Here is a 15563-nt window from a genome sequence, read left to right on the forward strand (position 1 = left end):
AGAGCGCCCCGCGCGAACGCCTAGGCGGGTTCCAGGCGCTCGAGGCGGCCCTCCGTGAAGGACGCGACCTGGTCGATGACGACCCGCAGGCGGGCGTCGTCGTCACCGGCCGCGTTGTACGCGGGCACGAAGATCGGATCGAGCGTGGCGGGTGCTCGCGCGGCGACCCACTCCACCACCCGGTGCACGCGTTCGCGCTGCCGCGCCTGCAGCTCGAGGTGCCGCGGGTCCGACATGATGAACTGCAGCGCCAGGATCTTGAGCACCGCGACCTCGGCGCGCACCAGATCGGGAACGCGCAGGTCGGCCTGGTAGCGGACCAGCGGACCTCGGCCGGATTCCGCGCGGGTCGCCGCGATGGCCGCCGACGCGAACCGGCCGACCAGTTCGCTCGTCAGCTTCTTGAGCGCGACGGACGCCGCCAGGGTGCCGTCGTACTTACCGACCGCGGCGACCACCGGCAGGCTCGAGAGCCGCGTCGCCGCGGCCAGCAGGTCGTCGGCTCGCATTCCGCCGCCCATCCCGCTCGACTCCCCCAGCCGACCGAGCACCGCCGCAGCGTCGTTGTCGGCCAGCACCCGCATGTCGATGCGACCGGACACCACGCCGTCCTCGACGTCGTGCACCGAGTAGGCGACGTCGTCGGCCCAGTCCATGACCTGAGCCTCCAGGCACGGCTTCTCCGCGGGTGCGTCGGCGCGCACCCAGTCGGCGACGGGCAGGTCGTCGGTGTAGAAGCCGAACTTGGTCGGCCGCCTCCCGCGTTGCCACGGGTACTTGGTGACCGCGTCCAGCGCGGCCCGGGTGAGGTTCAAGCCCGCGCTTTCCTTCTGCGCGTCAATGACTTTCGGCTCGAGACGGGTCAGGATCCGAAAGTTCTGGGCGTTGCCCTCGAAACCGCCGCAGTCGGCGGCGATCTCGTTGAGGGCGCGCTCGCCGTTGTGACCGTAGGGCGGGTGGCCGATGTCGTGGGCCAGGCCGGCGAGGTCGACCAGGTCGGGATCGCAGCCCAGGCCGATGGCCATCCCGCGGCCGATCTGGGCGACCTCCAGCGAATGGGTGAGCCGGGTGCGCGGCGTCTCACCCTGACGCGGGCCGACGACCTGAGTCTTGTCCGCCAGCCGGCGCAGCGCCGCGCAGTGCAGGACCCGGGCGCGGTCGCGGGCGAAATCTGTGCGGTGCTCGGTGTCGGTGCCCGGGAGCGCGGCACCCTTCGGGGGCTCGACCACCCATCGTTCGCGGTCGAACTCGTTGTAGGGATCCCCGTTGCCTGTCACCGACGGATAGTCTGCCAGCACCGACCGGCCCGACGGCGTTGCGCACTAGATTGGCGGGCATGCGCCTTGTCCGCTTGCTGACCCTCGTGCTCGTCATGCTCACCGCCGGTGCCCTGATCGCGCCGACGGTGTCCGCCGAGCCGCCGTTTCGACTTCCGGGCTACGTCACCGACAACGCGGGCGTCCTCAACAGCGCCGGCCGCGCGGAGGTGACGTCGGCGATCGACTCGCTCTACAACAGCCGCAAGACCCGGCTGTGGGTGGTCTACGTCGACTCGTTCGACCGTCAGTCGGCCGAGACCTGGGCGCGCAACACCATGCGCGCGAGCGACCTGGGTTCGTATGACGCTCTGCTCGCGGTGGCCACCGTCGACCGCTCGTGCGCGTTCCTGGTGCCCGACAGCGCCACCGAGTTGAGCTCGAGCCGGGTGGACAGCGTGCGGCGCAACGACATCGAACCCGCACTGCGGCAGAGCGATTGGGCCGGGGCGGCGGTCGCGGCGGCCGACGGGCTCGCGGCGTCGAGTAGTTCCGGCAGCCTCAGCTGGGTCGGGCTGCTCGTGGCGCTCGGGGTGATCGCGCTGGCGGTCGTGGTGCTGATGATCTGGCGTCGGCGCCGGCGCAGCAAGCGCCGCAAGGCCGAGTTCGCCGCCGCGCGCCGGGTGGATCCCACCGATCCGCAGGCGTTGGCGTCGGTGTCTCTGGACGCGCTCGACGAGTTGTCGCGCGCGATGGTGGTCGAGGTGGACAACGCGGTGCGCACCAGCGACCACGAACTGGAGTTGGCCGTCGAGGAGTTCGGCGCGGACCGGACCGAGCCATTCACGCGGGCGGTCAACAACGCGAAAACGACGCTCGCGCAGGCGTTCAACGTCCGGCAGATCCTCGACGACGCCATCCCGGAGACGCCCGCCCAGCGTCGCGACCTGCTCACCCGCGTGGTGGTCGCGGCGGCCAAGGCCGACCGCGAGTTGGACGCGCAGCGGGACGCGTTCACCGAGCTGCGGAACCTGGTGATCAATGCGCCGTCGAAGCTGGACGCGATGACCCAGCGGGTGGTCGACATCACCGCTCGGCTCGACCCGTCGCGCGAGAAACTCTCACAGCTGCACAGCGAGTTCGACGCGGCGGCGCTGAGTTCGGTGGCCGGAAACGTCGACGCGGCCAGGGAACTGCTCACCTTCGCCGACGAGAACATCAGCCGCGGCCGCGAGCTCGCCGCCCGTCCGGTGCCGGGCCGCCAGAGCGAACTCGTCGAGTGTGTGCGTGCGGCGGAGTCCGCGTTGGTGCAGGCGCGTGGGCTGCTCGATGCGGTGGACAGCGCGGCCAGCGACATCCGGCGAGCCGCCGCCACGTTGCCCGCGACGATCGAGGACATCCAGAACGGCATCAAACAGGCCGGTGCGCTGCTTCAGCAGGGCAACGTGCCGCAAGCAGCGCAGCTGGCCGAGGCCCGCGACGCCGCGGCGGCTGCCGTCGCGATCGCGCAGCGCGAGAAGGCGACTGACCCGCTGGGTGCGTTCACGGAATTGACGAAGGCGGACGCGAACCTCGACCGGCTGCTGGCCGCTGTCGAAGAGGAGCGCGAGGCGGCCGAGCGGCTCAAACGAGCGCTCGACGAAGCGCTGTTCACGGCGCGCTCGCGGGTCCGGTCGGTGTCGGATTTCATCGACACCCGCCGCGGCATCATCGGGCCCGAGGCGCGCACCCGGCTGGCCGAGGCCGTTCGGCAGATCAGCGCCGCCGAAGAAAAGCGGCAGAGCGATCCCGCCGGCGCCATTTCCCACGCCAACGGCGCCGCGATGCTCGCGTCCCAGGCGCAGAACCTGGCCAACGCCGACGTGCAGAACGCCCACAACTCGTTCATGGGGCCGTTCGGTGGCGGCCGCGGCGGCGGGGGCAACATGGGCGCCGTCATCGGCGGCATCCTGATCGGCAACATCCTCAGCGGCGGGATGCGCGGCGGCTTCGGCGGTTTCGGCGGCGGCGGGTTCGGTGGCGGCGGGTTCGGCCCCGGTTCGTTCGGCGGCTCAGGCGGCGGAGGCGGGATGTTCGGCGGCGGCGGCCGCTTCTAGGTCACCCCGCTTCTAGGTCTCCCCATTCGGCGAGGGTGCGTGTTTGCACACGACACCCCGCCGATTCCCGACGGGTTGCGCACGCTCGTCGCCGTCCGAGCGTGCGTAAGGTGCTGGCTTTCCGCGGCGTGTCGTGTGCAAACACGCACGCTCGCGGTAAGTGGTTAGCAGCCTTTGAGGCGGGCGGCGAGGTAGTCGCTGACGTTGTCGAGCGACACCCGGTCCTGCGTCATGGCGTCGCGCTCGCGGATCGTGACCGCGTGGTCCTCGAGTGAGTCGAAGTCGACGGTCACACAGAACGGGGTGCCGATTTCGTCCTGGCGGCGGTAACGCCGGCCGATTGCGCCCGCGTCGTCGAAATCGACGTTCCAGCACTTGCGCAGCTCGGCGGCGAGGTCACGCGCCTTCGGCGAGAGCGCCTCGTTGCGCGACAACGGCAGCACCGCGGCCTTGACCGGCGCCAGCCGCGGGTCCAGCCGCAACACCGTGCGCTTGTCGACGCCGCCCTTGGCGTTCGGCGCCTCGTCCTCGGCGTAGGCGTCGACGAGGAACGCCATGAACGACCGCGTCAGCCCGGCCGCCGGCTCGATCACGTACGGAACGTAGCGGGTGTCGTTGGCCTGGTCGTAGTACGACAGGTCGACGCCGGAATGCTTTGAATGCGTGGACAAATCGAAGTCGGTGCGGTTCGCGACACCCTCGAGCTCGCCCCACGGGCTGCCCTGGAAGCCGAACTTGTACTCGATGTCGACGGTGCGGTCGGAGTAATGCGACAGCTTCTCCTTCGGGTGCTCGTAGAGCCGGAGGTTGTCGCGGTCGATGCCGAGTTCGACGTACCACTGCAGCCGCTCGTCGATCCAGTACTGGTGCCACTCGCGCGCAGTCGACGGCTCGACGAAGAACTCCATCTCCATCTGCTCGAACTCGCGCGTGCGGAAGATGAAGTTGCCCGGCGTGATCTCATTGCGGAAGCTCTTGCCGGTCTGCGCGATACCGAACGGCGGCTTCTTGCGTTGCGTGGTCACCACATTGGTGAAGTTCACGAAGATGCCCTGCGCGGTCTCGGGCCGCAGGTAGTGCAGCCCCTCCTCGGTCTCGATCGGACCGAGGTACGTCTTGAGCATCATGTTGAAGTCGCGCGGCTCGGTCCACTGCCCCTTGGTGCCGCAGTCGGGGCAGGCGATGTCGCTCATCGACACCGAATCCGGGTCGTCGAGCCCCTTCTTCTCCGCGTAATTCTCCTGCAGGTGGTCCTGCCGATGCCGCTTGTGGCAGTTCAGGCACTCGACCAGCGGGTCGTTGAACACGTCGACGTGTCCCGACGCCACCCACACCTCGCGGGGCAGGATGATCGACGAGTCCAGGCCGACGACGTCGTCGCGGCTGGTGACCACCGACCGCCACCACTGGCGCTTGATGTTCTCCTTCAGCTCGACGCCCAGCGGGCCGTAGTCCCACGCCGACTTGGTGCCGCCATAGATCTCTCCGGCTTGGTAGACCAGGCCACGCCGCTTGGCCAGGTTCGCGACGGTGTCGATGATCGAAGAAGATGAAGCCACGACTGCATAGCCTAGCGACCCCGACTTTCGCCGTTGACATGCATAGAAGCGCATGTATTGTTGGCCATAATGAAAATCGTTTCCACTTTGGCTGACGGAAGCGTCGCCGCCGCGGACGCCCACGATCACGGCGGTGCGCCGTATCCCGATCTCCCGCCCCGCGACGTGCTGGACACCTCCGGCGATCTGCTGCGGGCGCTGGCCGCGCCGGTGCGCATCGCGATCGTGCTGCAGCTGCGGGAGTCGGCGCGCTGCGTGCACGAGCTCGTCGACGCGCTGGCGGTGCCTCAGCCGTTGGTCAGCCAACACCTGCGGATCCTGAAGGCTGCGGGCGTCGTGGCCGGTGAGCGGTCCGGGCGCGAGGTGATGTACCGCCTCGTCGACCATCACCTCGCCGACATCGTCGTCGCGGCGGTGACGCACGCGGCCGAGGCGGGCGAGTGAGCACCACCGGAGTCCGCGCGACCCGCCAGCGCGCGGCCATCGCCGACCTGCTGGAGAACCTCGAGGAATTCCGCTCGGCCCAGGAGCTGCACGACGAGCTGCGGCGCCGCGGCGAGGGCATCGGGCTGACCACCGTCTACCGCACCCTGCAGCAGATGGCGGCCGCCGGCGTCGTCGACACGTTGCGCACCGACACCGGCGAATCCGTCTACCGTCGCTGCTCGCAGGACCACCATCACCACCTGGTGTGCCGAGATTGCGGTTCGACCGTGGAGATCCAGGGCGGCGATGTCGAGACCTGGGCGGCCGACATCGCCCGGCAGCACGGCTTCTCCGACGTCAGCCACACCATCGAGATCTTCGGAGTCTGCGGTGTCTGCGCGACGAACGGGTCAGCCGACTAGCGCCCGACGCACCTCGGCGCCGGTGGCCAACACCATCAAAATCAGCGTGCGCAGCGCCTCGTCGGTCAGGCCGGCGGCCGGAAAGTTGTAGCGCAGCAACACATCCGCTGCCTTCTTCGAGTTGCGCTTGGCGCCCGCGGCGACCTCCGTGGGCGCGCTCTTCGACGTCAGCGACACCGTGCCCAGCAGCGTGTTGCGGGCGTGCTCGGCGACCGCGGCCCGCAGCTTGGCGTCCAGCGGCAGATCCCACGCCAGGATCTGGGTCAGCGAGACCAGCTCGAGGCCCTCGGCGACCGGGACCGTGCGCAGCGACGCGAACGTCTCGTCGTGGTGGACGGTGACCGCGCCGTCGTCCTCGCGCTTGACGGGCAGCACACCCTCGAGGACCTCGCCGAGCCGCTCCTGCAGCGCCATCAGGCCCTGCCACTCAGGTACATCATTCGGCTCTGCCGAAGCGACGGTTGCGGTTGACGTACTCCTCGCAGGCGGCCCACAGGTCGCGGCGGTCGTAGTCGGGCCACAGTTTGTCCTGAAACACGAACTCGGCGTAGGCGGCCTGCCACAGCAGGAAGTTGCTGGCGCGCTGCTCCCCCGACGTCCGGATGAACAGGTCGACGTCGGGGATGTCGGAACGGTGCAGGTGCTTGGCGAACGTCGCCTCGGTGATGCGATTCGGCTTGATCTTGCCGTCGACCGCCAACTGCGCGAGCTCGCGCGTCGCCTCGACGATCTCGGTGCGCCCCCCGTAGTTCACGCAGTAGTTGATGGTGATGACGTCGTTGCCGACGGTCATCTGCTCGGCGATGTCGAACTCCTTGATCACGCTGCGCCACATGCGCGGTCGGGAGCCGACCCAGCGCATCCGCACGCCCATGTCGTTGAGGTTCTCTCGGCGCCGACGCACCACCTCGCGGTTGAAGCCCATCAGGAAGCGCACCTCCTCGGTGCTGCGCTTCCAGTTCTCTGTCGAGAACGCATACACCGTCAGGTGTTTGATGCCGATTTCGATTGCTCCGCAGGTGATGTCGATGAGGACGGCCTCCCCCATCTTGTGCCCCTCGGTGCGGTGCAGGCCGCGCTGGGTGGCCCAGCGCCCGTTACCGTCCATGACGACGGCGACGTGGTTGGGCACCTGGCCGGCGGGGATCCGCGGCGCGGCCTCCTTCGACGTGTGCTGCGGAGGACGGGCGAAGCGACCGTTGGTGCCCGCCGGAATCTCGGGAAAGACGACCGGCCAGGTCGACTTGTCGGGGAAGGTCGGGTAGTCCTCAGGCGCCGGGGGCAGCTGTGGGTAGGCCGCCGGGGCTTTCTTCCTCCGCCCAGCCCGTTCGCTTGCCATGTGGCACATCCTGCCCGACCACCGACACCTGCCGGTCGTCGACACTCCTATCCACCCGGTACACCCGCTCCACCAGCGGCAACGTTCGCAGTTGGCGTTCGAGGTGCCACTGCAGATGCGCGGCCACCAGCCCGCTGGCCTGGCTGCGGTGCGACGCCGTGGACGTCTCGGCGTACTCCCAGTCCCCGTCGTGCAGCGCGGTCATCAGGTCCAGCACCGCCTGGGGCGGCGTCACCGATCCGGAGGGACGGCAGTGCACGCATACGCTGCCGCCGGCCGCCACGTGGAACGCCCGGTGCGGACCCGGCGCCGCGCAGCGGGCGCATTCGGTCAAGGCAGGCGCCCAGCCGGCGATCCCCATGGCGCGCAACAGGTACGCATCCAGCACGAGTTCGCGGGGGCGGGCCCCGTCGGCCACCGCCCGCAGCGCGGCGACCGTGAGCCGGTGCAGCGCGGGCATCGGGGCGCGTTCCTCGCCGGCAAGGCGTTCGGCGGTCTCGAGCACCGCGCAGGCGCAGGTGTAGCGGCCGTAGTCGCTGACGATGTCGGAGGCGAACGCGTCGATGGCCTGCACCTGGGTGACGATGTCGAGGTTGCGGCCCGGATGCAGCTGAACGTCGATGTGCGCGAACGGCTCCAGCCTGGCGCCGAACTTGCTGCGGGTGCGCCGCACCCCCTTGGCCACCGCCCGCACCAACCCGTTGTCGCGGGTGAGAAGTGTCACGATGCGGTCGGCCTCGCCGAGCTTGTGCTGGCGCAGCACCACCGCCCGGTCCCGATACAGCCGCATCGGTTCAGTCTCCCACTGCGGTCCGTCAGATTCCGATCCGCACCGCCGATAAGCTTCTACTTGATGGTCAAAAACGCGCGCTTCCCCACCCTCACTCAACAGCTTTTCCAGCTCGCGAGCGGTTCGGTCACGTCGGTGGAACTGGTGCAGCGCTCACTCGACGCCATCGCGGCCAGCCAACCGACGCTGAACGCGTTCCGCGTGGTGTTCACCGAGCAGGCCCTCGCCGACGCCGCCCGCGCGGACCGCAAACGCGCGGCGGGCCAGGATCTTTCGAAGTATCCGCTGTTGGGCGTTCCGATCGCGGTCAAGGACGACGTCGACGTCGTTGGGGTCCCGACCCGGTTCGGCGCCGACGGCAACGTCCGCCCGGCCACCGGGGACGCCGAGGTGGTGCGGCGGTTGAAGGCGGCAGGCGCGGTCATCGTCGGCAAGACCAACACCTGCGAGCTCGGCCAGTGGCCGTTCACCAGCGGGCCCGCGTTCGGCCACACCCGCAACCCGTGGTCGCGTGAACACACTCCCGGCGGTTCCTCGGGCGGCAGCGCCGCCGCGGTGGCGGCCGGCCTGGTGCCCGCGGCGATCGGCTCCGACGGAGCGGGCAGCGTGCGCATCCCCGCCGCGTGGACCCATCTGGTCGGCATCAAACCGCAGCGGGGCCGCATCTCGACATGGCCGCTGGCGGAGGCGTTCAACGGGATCACGGTCAACGGCGTGCTGGCGCGCACGGTCACCGACGCCGCGCTGGTGCTCGACGCAGCCTCGGGCAACGTCCCCGGTGACCGTCACCAGCCACCGCCGGTCAAGGTCTCCGAATACGTGGCGCAGGCACCCGGACCGCTGCGCATCGCGATGTCGACGAAGTTCCCGTTCACGGTGTTCCGGGCCAAGCTGCATCCCGAGATCGAGGCCGCGATGTCGGTGGTCGCCGCGCAACTCGAGGACCTGGGACACAGCGTGTTCGCCGCCGACCCCGATTACAGCCTCGGAATGTCGTGGAACTTCCTGTCCAGGTCGACGTCGGGGCTGCTGGACTGGGCGGACCGGCTGGGCCCCGGTGTCACCCTCGACAAGCGGACCAGGGCCAACCTGCGCACGGGCCGGCTGCTGTCCGAGCACATCCTGCGTAAGGCCCGCGCCCGCGAGGCCCGCGCGCACCGCCGCATCGGCTACATCTTCAACATCGCCGATGTGGTGCTCGCTCCCACCACCGCGCAGCCGCCGCCGAAGGTGCACGACTTCGACGAGCTCGGCGGGCTGGCCACCGACCGCACGATGATCAAGGCGTGCCCGGTCACATGGCCCTGGAATCTGTTGGGTTGGCCGTCGATCAACGTGCCGGCCGGGTTCACCTCCGACGGGCTGCCGATCGGCGTTCAGCTGATGGGGCCGGCCAACAGCGAGCCGTTGCTGATTTCGTTGGCCGCGGAGCTGGAGGCGATCAACGGGTGGACGGTGCGCCAGCCCGAACCGTGGTGGCTCCCCGAACCCGCACCCGACCCCGAGCCCGCCGCGAAGCAGGAACCGGCCAGGGGCCCCGACCGGCGCGAAGCCGAGGACGTCTCCGACGAGGTCGCGTAGAGTTTTCCGCCATGAGAGCGGCGGGCTGTGCATATGCGATTCCGGTTCTGGCGCTGGTGGCCGGCTTGGCCGGGGCCCCGCAGGCGGCCGCGGATAACAAGCGCCTCAACGACGGCGTGGTGGCCAACGTCTTCACCGTGCAGCGGCAGGCGGGCTGCGCCACCGATATCAAGATCAACCCGAAGCTGCGCCTGGCCGCCGAGTGGCACACCAACGATGTGCTCAACAACCGCGCACTGAACGCCGACATCGGCTCCGACGGGAGCACCAGCGCCGACCGGGCGCGCAATGCGGGTTACGCCGGCGCGGTCGCCGAGACGGTGGCGATCAACCCGGCCTTGGCGATCAGCGGCATCGAGTTGATCAACCAGTGGTACCACCGGCCCGACTACTACGCGATCATGTCCGACTGCTCGAACGTCGACATCGGCGTGTGGTCGGCGAACGCGATCGACCGCTCGGTGGTGGTGGCCGTCTACGGCAAGGGCGACGGCGCTCCCCCGGCGCACGGGCCCGGCAGGCCGTTCGGGGAGCCGGGTTCGGGCGCGCAGAGCTGACGCGCTAGAAACCCAAGCGGCCCAGTTGTTTCGGGTCGCGTTGCCAGTTCTTGGCGATCTTGACCCTCAGGTCGAGATAGACCTTGGTGCCCAACAGCTTCTCGATCTGCTGGCGCGCGGCGGTGCCGACCTCGCGCAGCCGGGCGCCGCCCTTGCCGATGACGATGCCCTTCTGGCTCTGCCGTTCGACGTAGAGGATCGCGTGCACGTCGATCAGCTCGCCCTGTTCGGGTGTGCGGCCCTCGCGCGGGGTCACCTCCTCGATGACGACGGCCAGCGAGTGCGGGAGTTCGTCGCGCACACCCTCCAGCGCGGCCTCGCGGATCAGCTCGGCCATCAGGGTCTCCTCCGGCTCGTCGGTGAGCTCCCCGTCGGGGTAAAACGCCGGTCCCGGTGGCAGTTTGGACGCGAGCACGTCGACGAGCTCGTCGAGGTTCTCGGCCGCGGTGGCCGACACCGGCACGATCTCGGCGTCCGGACCGACCAGCTCGCTGACCGCGACCAGTTGCGCCGCGACGCGGTCCTTGGGCACCTTGTCGATCTTGGTGACGATGGCGACCAGTGCGGTCGTGGGGGCGACGGCGCGGATCTGGTCGAGGATCCACCGGTCGCCGGGACCGATCTTCTCGTCGACGGGAATGCACCACCCGATGACGTCGACCTCGGAGTAGGTGTCCTTGACCAGATCATTGAGCCGTTGCCCGAGCAGCGTGCGCGGGCGGTGCAAGCCAGGGGTGTCGACCAGCACGATCTGGAAGTGCTCGCGGTGCACGATCCCGCGGATGGTGTGGCGGGTCGTCTGTGGGCGGTTCGATGTGATCGCGACCTTCGTCCCGACCAGCGCGTTCGTCAGCGTGGACTTACCGGTGTTGGGCCGGCCGACGAAACAGACGAAGCCCGAACGGAATTCGTCGTTCACACCGGGCGCCCGGATCGATCGGTGACGATCACAGCCGCGTCGGCTGACAGTTCGCGCACCGCCGCAACGCCCGCGTCGTCGGATGATCCTCCGACCAACACCGCCGCCTCGAGACCGGCCGCCCCGCTGGACACCGCGGCGGCGACGGCGGCCTGTAAGGCGGTGAGCTCCAACGCCTTCAGCGCCACGGGGCCGGCCGCGTAGGTCCGGCCGTCACGGTCGCGCACGGCGGCGCCGGTGCCCGCCTCGGCCCTGGCCATCGCGCTGCGCGCCAATGTCACCAGTTTCGCGTCCTCGCTGTCGAGGTCAGTCATCGTGTCTCACCGCCTTCGCGCAAGCGCTCATTGTCGTCTCCTTCGGGAGTTTCGGTGCGGCTGACCAGAACGGTGCCGATGCGCACGCGTCCGCGGTGGTCCGGTCCGCCCTCGGCCTGCAGCCGTAACCCGTCCCACGTCACCTCCGCCCCCGGCAACGGGACGCGGCCGAGTTCCAGTGCGACGAGCCCGCCGACGGTGTCCACGTCGAGGTCGTCGTCGAATTCGATGTCGTAGAGCTCGCCGAGATCCTCGATCGGCAGCCGGGCCGAGACGCGATATCGGTTGTCGCCCAATTCTTGTACGGGCACCACTTCGCCGGCGTCGTATTCGTCGACGATCTCGCCGACGATCTCCTCGAGCACGTCTTCGATGGTGACCAAGCCGGCGATCGCACCGTATTCGTCGACCAGCAGGACCATGTGCACGCGGTCGCGCTGCATCTCGCGCAGCAGCTCGTCGAGCGGTTTGGAGTCCGGCACGAACACCGCGCGGCGCATGACGTCGGAGACCTTGGTGCCGCGGCCACCGTCGGTGGAGTAATAGGTCCGCTGCACAAGGTCTTTGAGGTAGACCACGCCGACGACGTCGTCGACGTTCTCCCCGATCACCGGGATCCGGGAGTGCCCGCTGCGCACCGCCAGCGAGGTCGCCTGCCCGGCCGTCTTGTCGTTCTCGATCCACACCATCTCGGTGCGCGGGACCATCACCTCACGCGCCGGGGTGTCGCCGAGTTCGAACACCGACTGGATCATCCGACGCTCGTCGTCGGCTACCACACCGCGCTGCTGGGCCAGGTCGACGACCTCACGTAGTTCGATCTCGGAGGCGAACGGTCCGTTGCGGAAGCCGCGGCCCGGCGTCAGCGCGTTGCCGATCAACACCAGCAGCCGGCTGATCGGTGTCAGCAGCACCGAAAGTGCTTGCAGCGGAAGGGCGGCCAGCAGCGCGATCGTGTAGGCATGCTGCCTGCCGAGGGTCCGGGGTCCGACGCCGATCACGACGAAGCTCACCACCACCATGATCGCGGCGGCGACGAACAGTCCCCACGTGACTCCGAGGTGGCCGTCGAGGTAGGCGGCCAGCAGCACCGTCGGCCCGACTTCGCAGGCGATGCGCAACAGCACGATCAGGTTGATGTAGCGGGGCCGCTCGGCCATCACCCTGGCCAGTCGCACCGCTCCCGGCCGCTCCTCGCGGACGAGCTCCTCGACGCGCGCCATCGACACCGTGCTCAGCGCGGCGTCGATCGCCGCGAACAGCCCGCCGAAGAACACGAGCACGATCGCGAAGATCAGCTGTCCGACGCCGGTCACAGTTCGTCGAAGTATCGAGAGTTGTCGAGAAGCCTGCGTTCCTTCTCGGACTGGCGGTCCTGGTGGTACGCCTCGACCTGGTCGGCCACCCACTCCTCGAGCAGTTGGCGCTGCAGGGTGAACATCTCTTTTTCCTCGGCGGGCTCGGCGTGGTCGTAGCCCAGCAGGTGCAGCACACCGTGCACGGTCAGCAGCGCCAGCTCCTGGCCCAGCGAGTGGCCGGCCGCGGCGGCCTGATCGGCGGCGAACTGCGGGCACAACGCGATGTCACCCAGCATGGCCGGGCCCGGTTCGGGTGCGTCGGGGCGACCGCCCGGCTCCAGCTCGTCCATCGGGAAGCTCATCACGTCGGTGGGTCCCGGCAGATCCATCCACCGCATGTGCAGGTCGGCCATCGCCGCGGTGTCGAGCAGCACCATCGACAGTTCGGCCGCGGGGTTCACCTTCATCTTGCGGATGACGAACCGGGCGACGCTGATCAACTCCTCCTCGGAGACGTCGATGCCCGACTCGTTGGACACCTCGATGCTCATATCGACCGCTACCGTCGGGGCCGGCCGCCGGAGGCGCGTCGCTGTGCCCGGTTCAGCTGCGTCGGTTCGTCGTGTCGCGCGTACGCGTCGACGATCTCGGACACCAGCCGGTGCCGCACCACATCGGCGCTGGTGAGTTCGGCGAAGTGGATGTCGTCGATGCCGTCGAGGATCCGCATCGCCGCGTGCAGGCCCGAGGCGGCTCCGCCCGGCAGGTCGACCTGTGTGATGTCGCCCGTCACAACGATTTTCGAGTTGAACCCGAGCCGGGTCAAGAACATCTTCATCTGCTCGGCGGTGGTGTTCTGCGCCTCGTCGAGGATGATGAACGCATCGGAGATCGTCCTGCCGCGCATGTAGGCCAGCGGCGCGACCTCGATGACCCCGGCGCTCATCAGCTTCGGGATCAGCTCGGGATCCATCATGTCGTGCAGCGCGTCGTAGAGCGGGCGCAGGTACGGGTCGATCTTCTCGCTGAGCGTGCCGGGCAGGAAGCCCAGCCGCTCACCCGCCTCGACGGCCGGACGCGTCAGGATGATGCGCGACACCTGCTTGGACTGTAGAGCGTTGACCGCCTTGGCCATCGCCAGATACGTCTTGCCGGTGCCGGCGGGGCCGATGCCGAAAACGATGGTGTGCGCGTCGATCGCGTCGACGTAGCGCTTCTGGTTCAGCGTCTTGGGCCGGATCGTCTTGCCGCGCCGCGACAGGATGTCGAGGGTGAGCACCTCGGCGGGTGACTCGTTGCCCGTTCCGGTGAGCATCCCGACGCTGTGGCGCACGACGTCGGGGGTCAGCGACTGGCCGTTGGCCACGATCGCGATCAGCTCGGAGATCACCCGTTCGGCCAGCGCGACGTCTGCGGGTTCCCCGGACAGGGTCAGCGCGTTGCCGCGGGCGTGGATGTCGGCCGCCAGGACGCGCTCGAGTGCGCGCAGATTCTCGTCGGCGGATCCCAGTAGGCCCACGACGAGGTCGGGCGGAACGTCAATGCTGCTGCGTACCGACTCAGAAGACTGATCAGAGTCAGCGGTCGTCTCGCGGGGCGTCAAGAGGGTCCAGTGCCTGCTTTCTGATTCTCACCTGGGCGTTGCTGATGGGTGTTCACAGTTTACCGCTGGTCAGCGACACCACCCAATGGTTGAGGCCACCGCCGGTCACGACCACCGGTCGGTCAGCACGCCCAGCGCGCCGAGCGCGACGGCCGCGGCGGTCGACGTCCGCAGCACCGTGGGCCCCATCCGCACGGCCGCCGCACCGGCGCCGGTCAGCGCGGTGAGCTCGTCGTCGGTGATCCCGCCTTCGGGCCCCACCACCAACGTCACCGCATCGGCCCCGGCCACCGCCACGTCCGTCAGCCGCTGTGTCGCCGATTCGTGCAGCACCAGGACCAGCGCGGACCGGTCATCGAGCCGACCGACCAGTTCGGCCGTCGTCACCGGCCCGCTGACCTCGGGAACCCTGGCCCGCCGCGACTGCCTGGCCGCCGACCGGGCCACCGCGCTCCACCGCCGGATCCCCTTGTCGACCTTGGCCGGTGTCTCCCACCGCGCCACGCAGCGGGCGGCCTGCCACGCCACGAAGCCGTCGGCTCCCGCCTCGGTGGCCAATTCGATCGCGAGTTCCGAGCGGTCCGACTTCGGCAGCGCCTGAACGACGGTGACCGCAGGCGATGGGGTGGGGACGAAGCGCCGCTCGAGGACCCTCGCCGTCAACCTGCCCTTGCCGACCTCGTCGACCTCGCACAGCGCCAGCTCACCGGCGCCGTCGCTGAGCTGGAGCCGCTCACCGAGGCGGATGCGGCGCACGTTGGCGGCGTGGAAGCCCTCATCGCCATCGACGACCGCGACCTCGCCGACCGACGGCAGGGCGTCGACGTAGAACAGCGCGGCGGACATGGGTTACCGCGGGCGCGAACGACGCCGGGCCATCAGCGGCCGCTGAACGTCTCGCGCAGCCGGCTGAACAGCCCGCCCCCACCCGAGGAGGACGGCTGCGCGGAGCGCACCTCGGCGACGTCGCGGCCGCGCTTGTCCTTGAGCTTGCGCAGCAGCTCGATGTCCTCGTTGTCCAGGCGCGACGGCACCACGACGTCGATGTGGGCGTGCAGGTCGCCACGAACCCCGGAGCGCAGGTGCGGCATGCCGTGCCCGCGCAGGGACACGATGGCGCCCGGCTGCGTGCCCGACGGGATCGTGATCTCCGTCGGCCCGTCGAGGATCGCGTCGACGGTGACGGTGGTGCCCAACGCCGCGTCGACCATCGGCACCGAGATGGTGCAGTGCAGGTCGTCGCCGTCGCGCAGGAAGGTGGAGTGCGGTTGCTCGTGCACCTCGACGTACAGGTCGCCTGCGGGTCCGCCGCCGGGGCCGACCTCGCCCTGCGCGGCCAACCGCACCCGCATCCCGTCGCCGACACCGGCCGGGATCTTCACGCTGATCTCGCGGCGGGTTCC

17 protein-coding genes are annotated in these 15563 nt (G+C 69.3%); 5 read left to right on the forward strand and 12 right to left on the reverse strand.

Going from position 1 to position 15563, the window contains the following annotated elements; all coding sequences use genetic code 11:
• Positions 1 to 20: 20 nt before the first annotated feature.
• A complete protein-coding gene (locus A5752_RS17595) occupies positions 21 to 1277 on the reverse strand; it encodes a deoxyguanosinetriphosphate triphosphohydrolase (protein WP_067088127.1) in 1257 nt (418 codons plus the stop codon).
• A 59-nt stretch (positions 1278 to 1336) separates the two neighbouring features.
• Between A5752_RS17595 and A5752_RS17600 the strand changes: the two genes are divergently transcribed.
• The gene (locus A5752_RS17600; RefSeq protein ID WP_067088032.1) at positions 1337 to 3352 is read left to right on the forward strand and encodes a TPM domain-containing protein; all 2016 of its coding nucleotides are present in this window, start codon (positions 1337 to 1339) and stop codon (positions 3350 to 3352) included.
• Positions 3353 to 3516: 164 nt separating this feature from the next.
• On the opposite strand, the gene A5752_RS17605 is transcribed toward A5752_RS17600, so the two are convergent.
• Complete coding sequence (locus A5752_RS17605) at positions 3517 to 4911, reverse strand: glycine--tRNA ligase (RefSeq protein ID WP_067088034.1); 1395 nt, start codon at positions 4909 to 4911, stop codon at positions 3517 to 3519.
• A gap of 69 nt (positions 4912 to 4980) precedes the next feature.
• Here A5752_RS17605 and A5752_RS17610 point away from each other — a divergent pair, with 69 nt between their 5' ends.
• Both A5752_RS17610 and A5752_RS17615 read left to right on the forward strand, forming a co-directional pair.
• Entirely contained in the window at positions 4981 to 5355 is a 375-nt protein-coding gene (locus A5752_RS17610; protein WP_067088036.1) for an ArsR/SmtB family transcription factor, read from the forward strand.
• Complete coding sequence (locus tag A5752_RS17615; RefSeq protein WP_067088038.1) at positions 5352 to 5759, forward strand: Fur family transcriptional regulator; 408 nt, start codon at positions 5352 to 5354, stop codon at positions 5757 to 5759. The genes A5752_RS17610 and A5752_RS17615 overlap by 4 nt, the downstream gene beginning before the upstream one ends.
• Here A5752_RS17615 and A5752_RS17620 read toward each other — a convergent pair.
• The 3 genes from A5752_RS17620 to recO are packed head-to-tail and all read right to left on the reverse strand — an operon-like array spanning position 5748 to position 7888.
• On the reverse strand, positions 5748 to 6173 hold the full coding sequence (locus A5752_RS17620; protein ID WP_067088040.1) for a hypothetical protein: 426 nt from the start codon (positions 6171 to 6173) through the stop codon (positions 5748 to 5750). The genes A5752_RS17615 and A5752_RS17620 overlap by 12 nt on opposite strands.
• Positions 6174 to 6195: 22 nt before the next feature.
• Entirely contained in the window at positions 6196 to 7098 is a 903-nt protein-coding gene (locus tag A5752_RS17625) for a decaprenyl diphosphate synthase (protein ID WP_067088043.1), read from the reverse strand.
• Positions 7028 to 7888, reverse strand: a complete 861-nt coding sequence (recO, locus tag A5752_RS17630) for a DNA repair protein RecO (RefSeq protein ID WP_067088046.1) — start codon at positions 7886 to 7888, stop codon at positions 7028 to 7030. The genes A5752_RS17625 and recO overlap by 71 nt, the downstream gene beginning before the upstream one ends.
• A 63-nt stretch (positions 7889 to 7951) precedes the next feature.
• On the opposite strand from recO, the gene A5752_RS17635 reads away from it, so the two are divergent.
• Both A5752_RS17635 and A5752_RS17640 read left to right on the forward strand, forming a co-directional pair.
• Entirely contained in the window at positions 7952 to 9469 is a 1518-nt protein-coding gene (locus A5752_RS17635; RefSeq protein ID WP_067088050.1) for an amidase, read from the forward strand.
• Between the two features lie 11 nt (positions 9470 to 9480).
• Positions 9481 to 10026 carry a CAP domain-containing protein gene (locus A5752_RS17640; protein WP_067088053.1) on the forward strand — a complete coding sequence of 182 codons (546 nt, stop codon included), beginning with the start codon at positions 9481 to 9483 and terminating at the stop codon, positions 10024 to 10026.
• A 4-nt stretch (positions 10027 to 10030) separates the two neighbouring features.
• Here the strand turns inward: A5752_RS17640 and era are convergent, their stop codons facing one another.
• From era to A5752_RS17675, 7 genes are all read right to left on the reverse strand, one after another.
• Positions 10031 to 10945 (reverse strand): GTPase Era, encoded by a 915-nt coding sequence (gene era / locus A5752_RS17645; RefSeq protein ID WP_067088055.1) that lies wholly within the window; start codon positions 10943 to 10945, stop codon positions 10031 to 10033.
• Positions 10942 to 11259, reverse strand: a complete 318-nt coding sequence (locus tag A5752_RS17650; RefSeq protein WP_067088057.1) for a cytidine deaminase-like protein — start codon at positions 11257 to 11259, stop codon at positions 10942 to 10944. The genes era and A5752_RS17650 overlap by 4 nt, the downstream gene beginning before the upstream one ends.
• Entirely contained in the window at positions 11256 to 12575 is a 1320-nt protein-coding gene (locus A5752_RS17655; protein ID WP_067088059.1) for a hemolysin family protein, read from the reverse strand. Before A5752_RS17655 ends, A5752_RS17650 begins: the two co-directional genes overlap by 4 nt.
• On the reverse strand, positions 12572 to 13108 hold the full coding sequence (gene ybeY / locus A5752_RS17660; protein WP_064347598.1) for an rRNA maturation RNase YbeY: 537 nt from the start codon (positions 13106 to 13108) through the stop codon (positions 12572 to 12574). The genes A5752_RS17655 and ybeY overlap by 4 nt, the downstream gene beginning before the upstream one ends.
• 8 nt (positions 13109 to 13116) lie before the next feature.
• Complete coding sequence (locus tag A5752_RS17665; RefSeq protein ID WP_067088061.1) at positions 13117 to 14160, reverse strand: PhoH family protein; 1044 nt, start codon at positions 14158 to 14160, stop codon at positions 13117 to 13119.
• 105 nt (positions 14161 to 14265) lie between these two features.
• Positions 14266 to 15006: a 16S rRNA (uracil(1498)-N(3))-methyltransferase gene (locus A5752_RS17670; RefSeq protein WP_067088063.1), complete on the reverse strand. Its 741-nt coding sequence runs from the start codon at positions 15004 to 15006 to the stop codon at positions 14266 to 14268.
• 32 nt (positions 15007 to 15038) lie between these two features.
• Positions 15039 to 15563, reverse strand: a 525-nt coding sequence (locus A5752_RS17675; RefSeq protein ID WP_286159393.1) for a DnaJ C-terminal domain-containing protein, incomplete at its 5' end; no start/stop codon positions are given.

It is taken from the genome of Mycobacterium sp. 852002-51961_SCH5331710 (assembly GCF_001665535.1).
Lineage (GTDB): Bacteria > Actinomycetota > Actinomycetes > Mycobacteriales > Mycobacteriaceae > Mycobacterium.

What these genes read in the sequence shown, in the direction of transcription:
- A5752_RS17625 (WP_067088043.1), bottom strand. Translation starts at nt 7,098, where the DNA reads ATGGCAAGCGAACGGGCTGGGCGGAGGAAGAAAGCCCCGGCGGCCTAC.
- A5752_RS17650 (WP_067088057.1), bottom strand. Translation starts at nt 11,259, where the DNA reads ATGACTGACCTCGACAGCGAGGACGCGAAACTGGTGACATTGGCGCGC.
- A5752_RS17670 (WP_067088063.1), bottom strand. Translation starts at nt 15,006, where the DNA reads ATGTCCGCCGCGCTGTTCTACGTCGACGCCCTGCCGTCGGTCGGCGAG.
- A5752_RS17600 (WP_067088032.1), top strand. Translation starts at nt 1,337, where the DNA reads ATGCGCCTTGTCCGCTTGCTGACCCTCGTGCTCGTCATGCTCACCGCC.
- A5752_RS17610 (WP_067088036.1), top strand. Translation starts at nt 4,981, where the DNA reads ATGAAAATCGTTTCCACTTTGGCTGACGGAAGCGTCGCCGCCGCGGAC.
- recO (WP_067088046.1), bottom strand. Translation starts at nt 7,888, where the DNA reads ATGCGGCTGTATCGGGACCGGGCGGTGGTGCTGCGCCAGCACAAGCTC.
- A5752_RS17620 (WP_067088040.1), bottom strand. Translation starts at nt 6,173, where the DNA reads ATGGCGCTGCAGGAGCGGCTCGGCGAGGTCCTCGAGGGTGTGCTGCCC.
- ybeY (WP_064347598.1), bottom strand. Translation starts at nt 13,108, where the DNA reads ATGAGCATCGAGGTGTCCAACGAGTCGGGCATCGACGTCTCCGAGGAG.
- A5752_RS17640 (WP_067088053.1), top strand. Translation starts at nt 9,481, where the DNA reads ATGAGAGCGGCGGGCTGTGCATATGCGATTCCGGTTCTGGCGCTGGTG.
- A5752_RS17635 (WP_067088050.1), top strand. Translation starts at nt 7,952, where the DNA reads ATGGTCAAAAACGCGCGCTTCCCCACCCTCACTCAACAGCTTTTCCAG.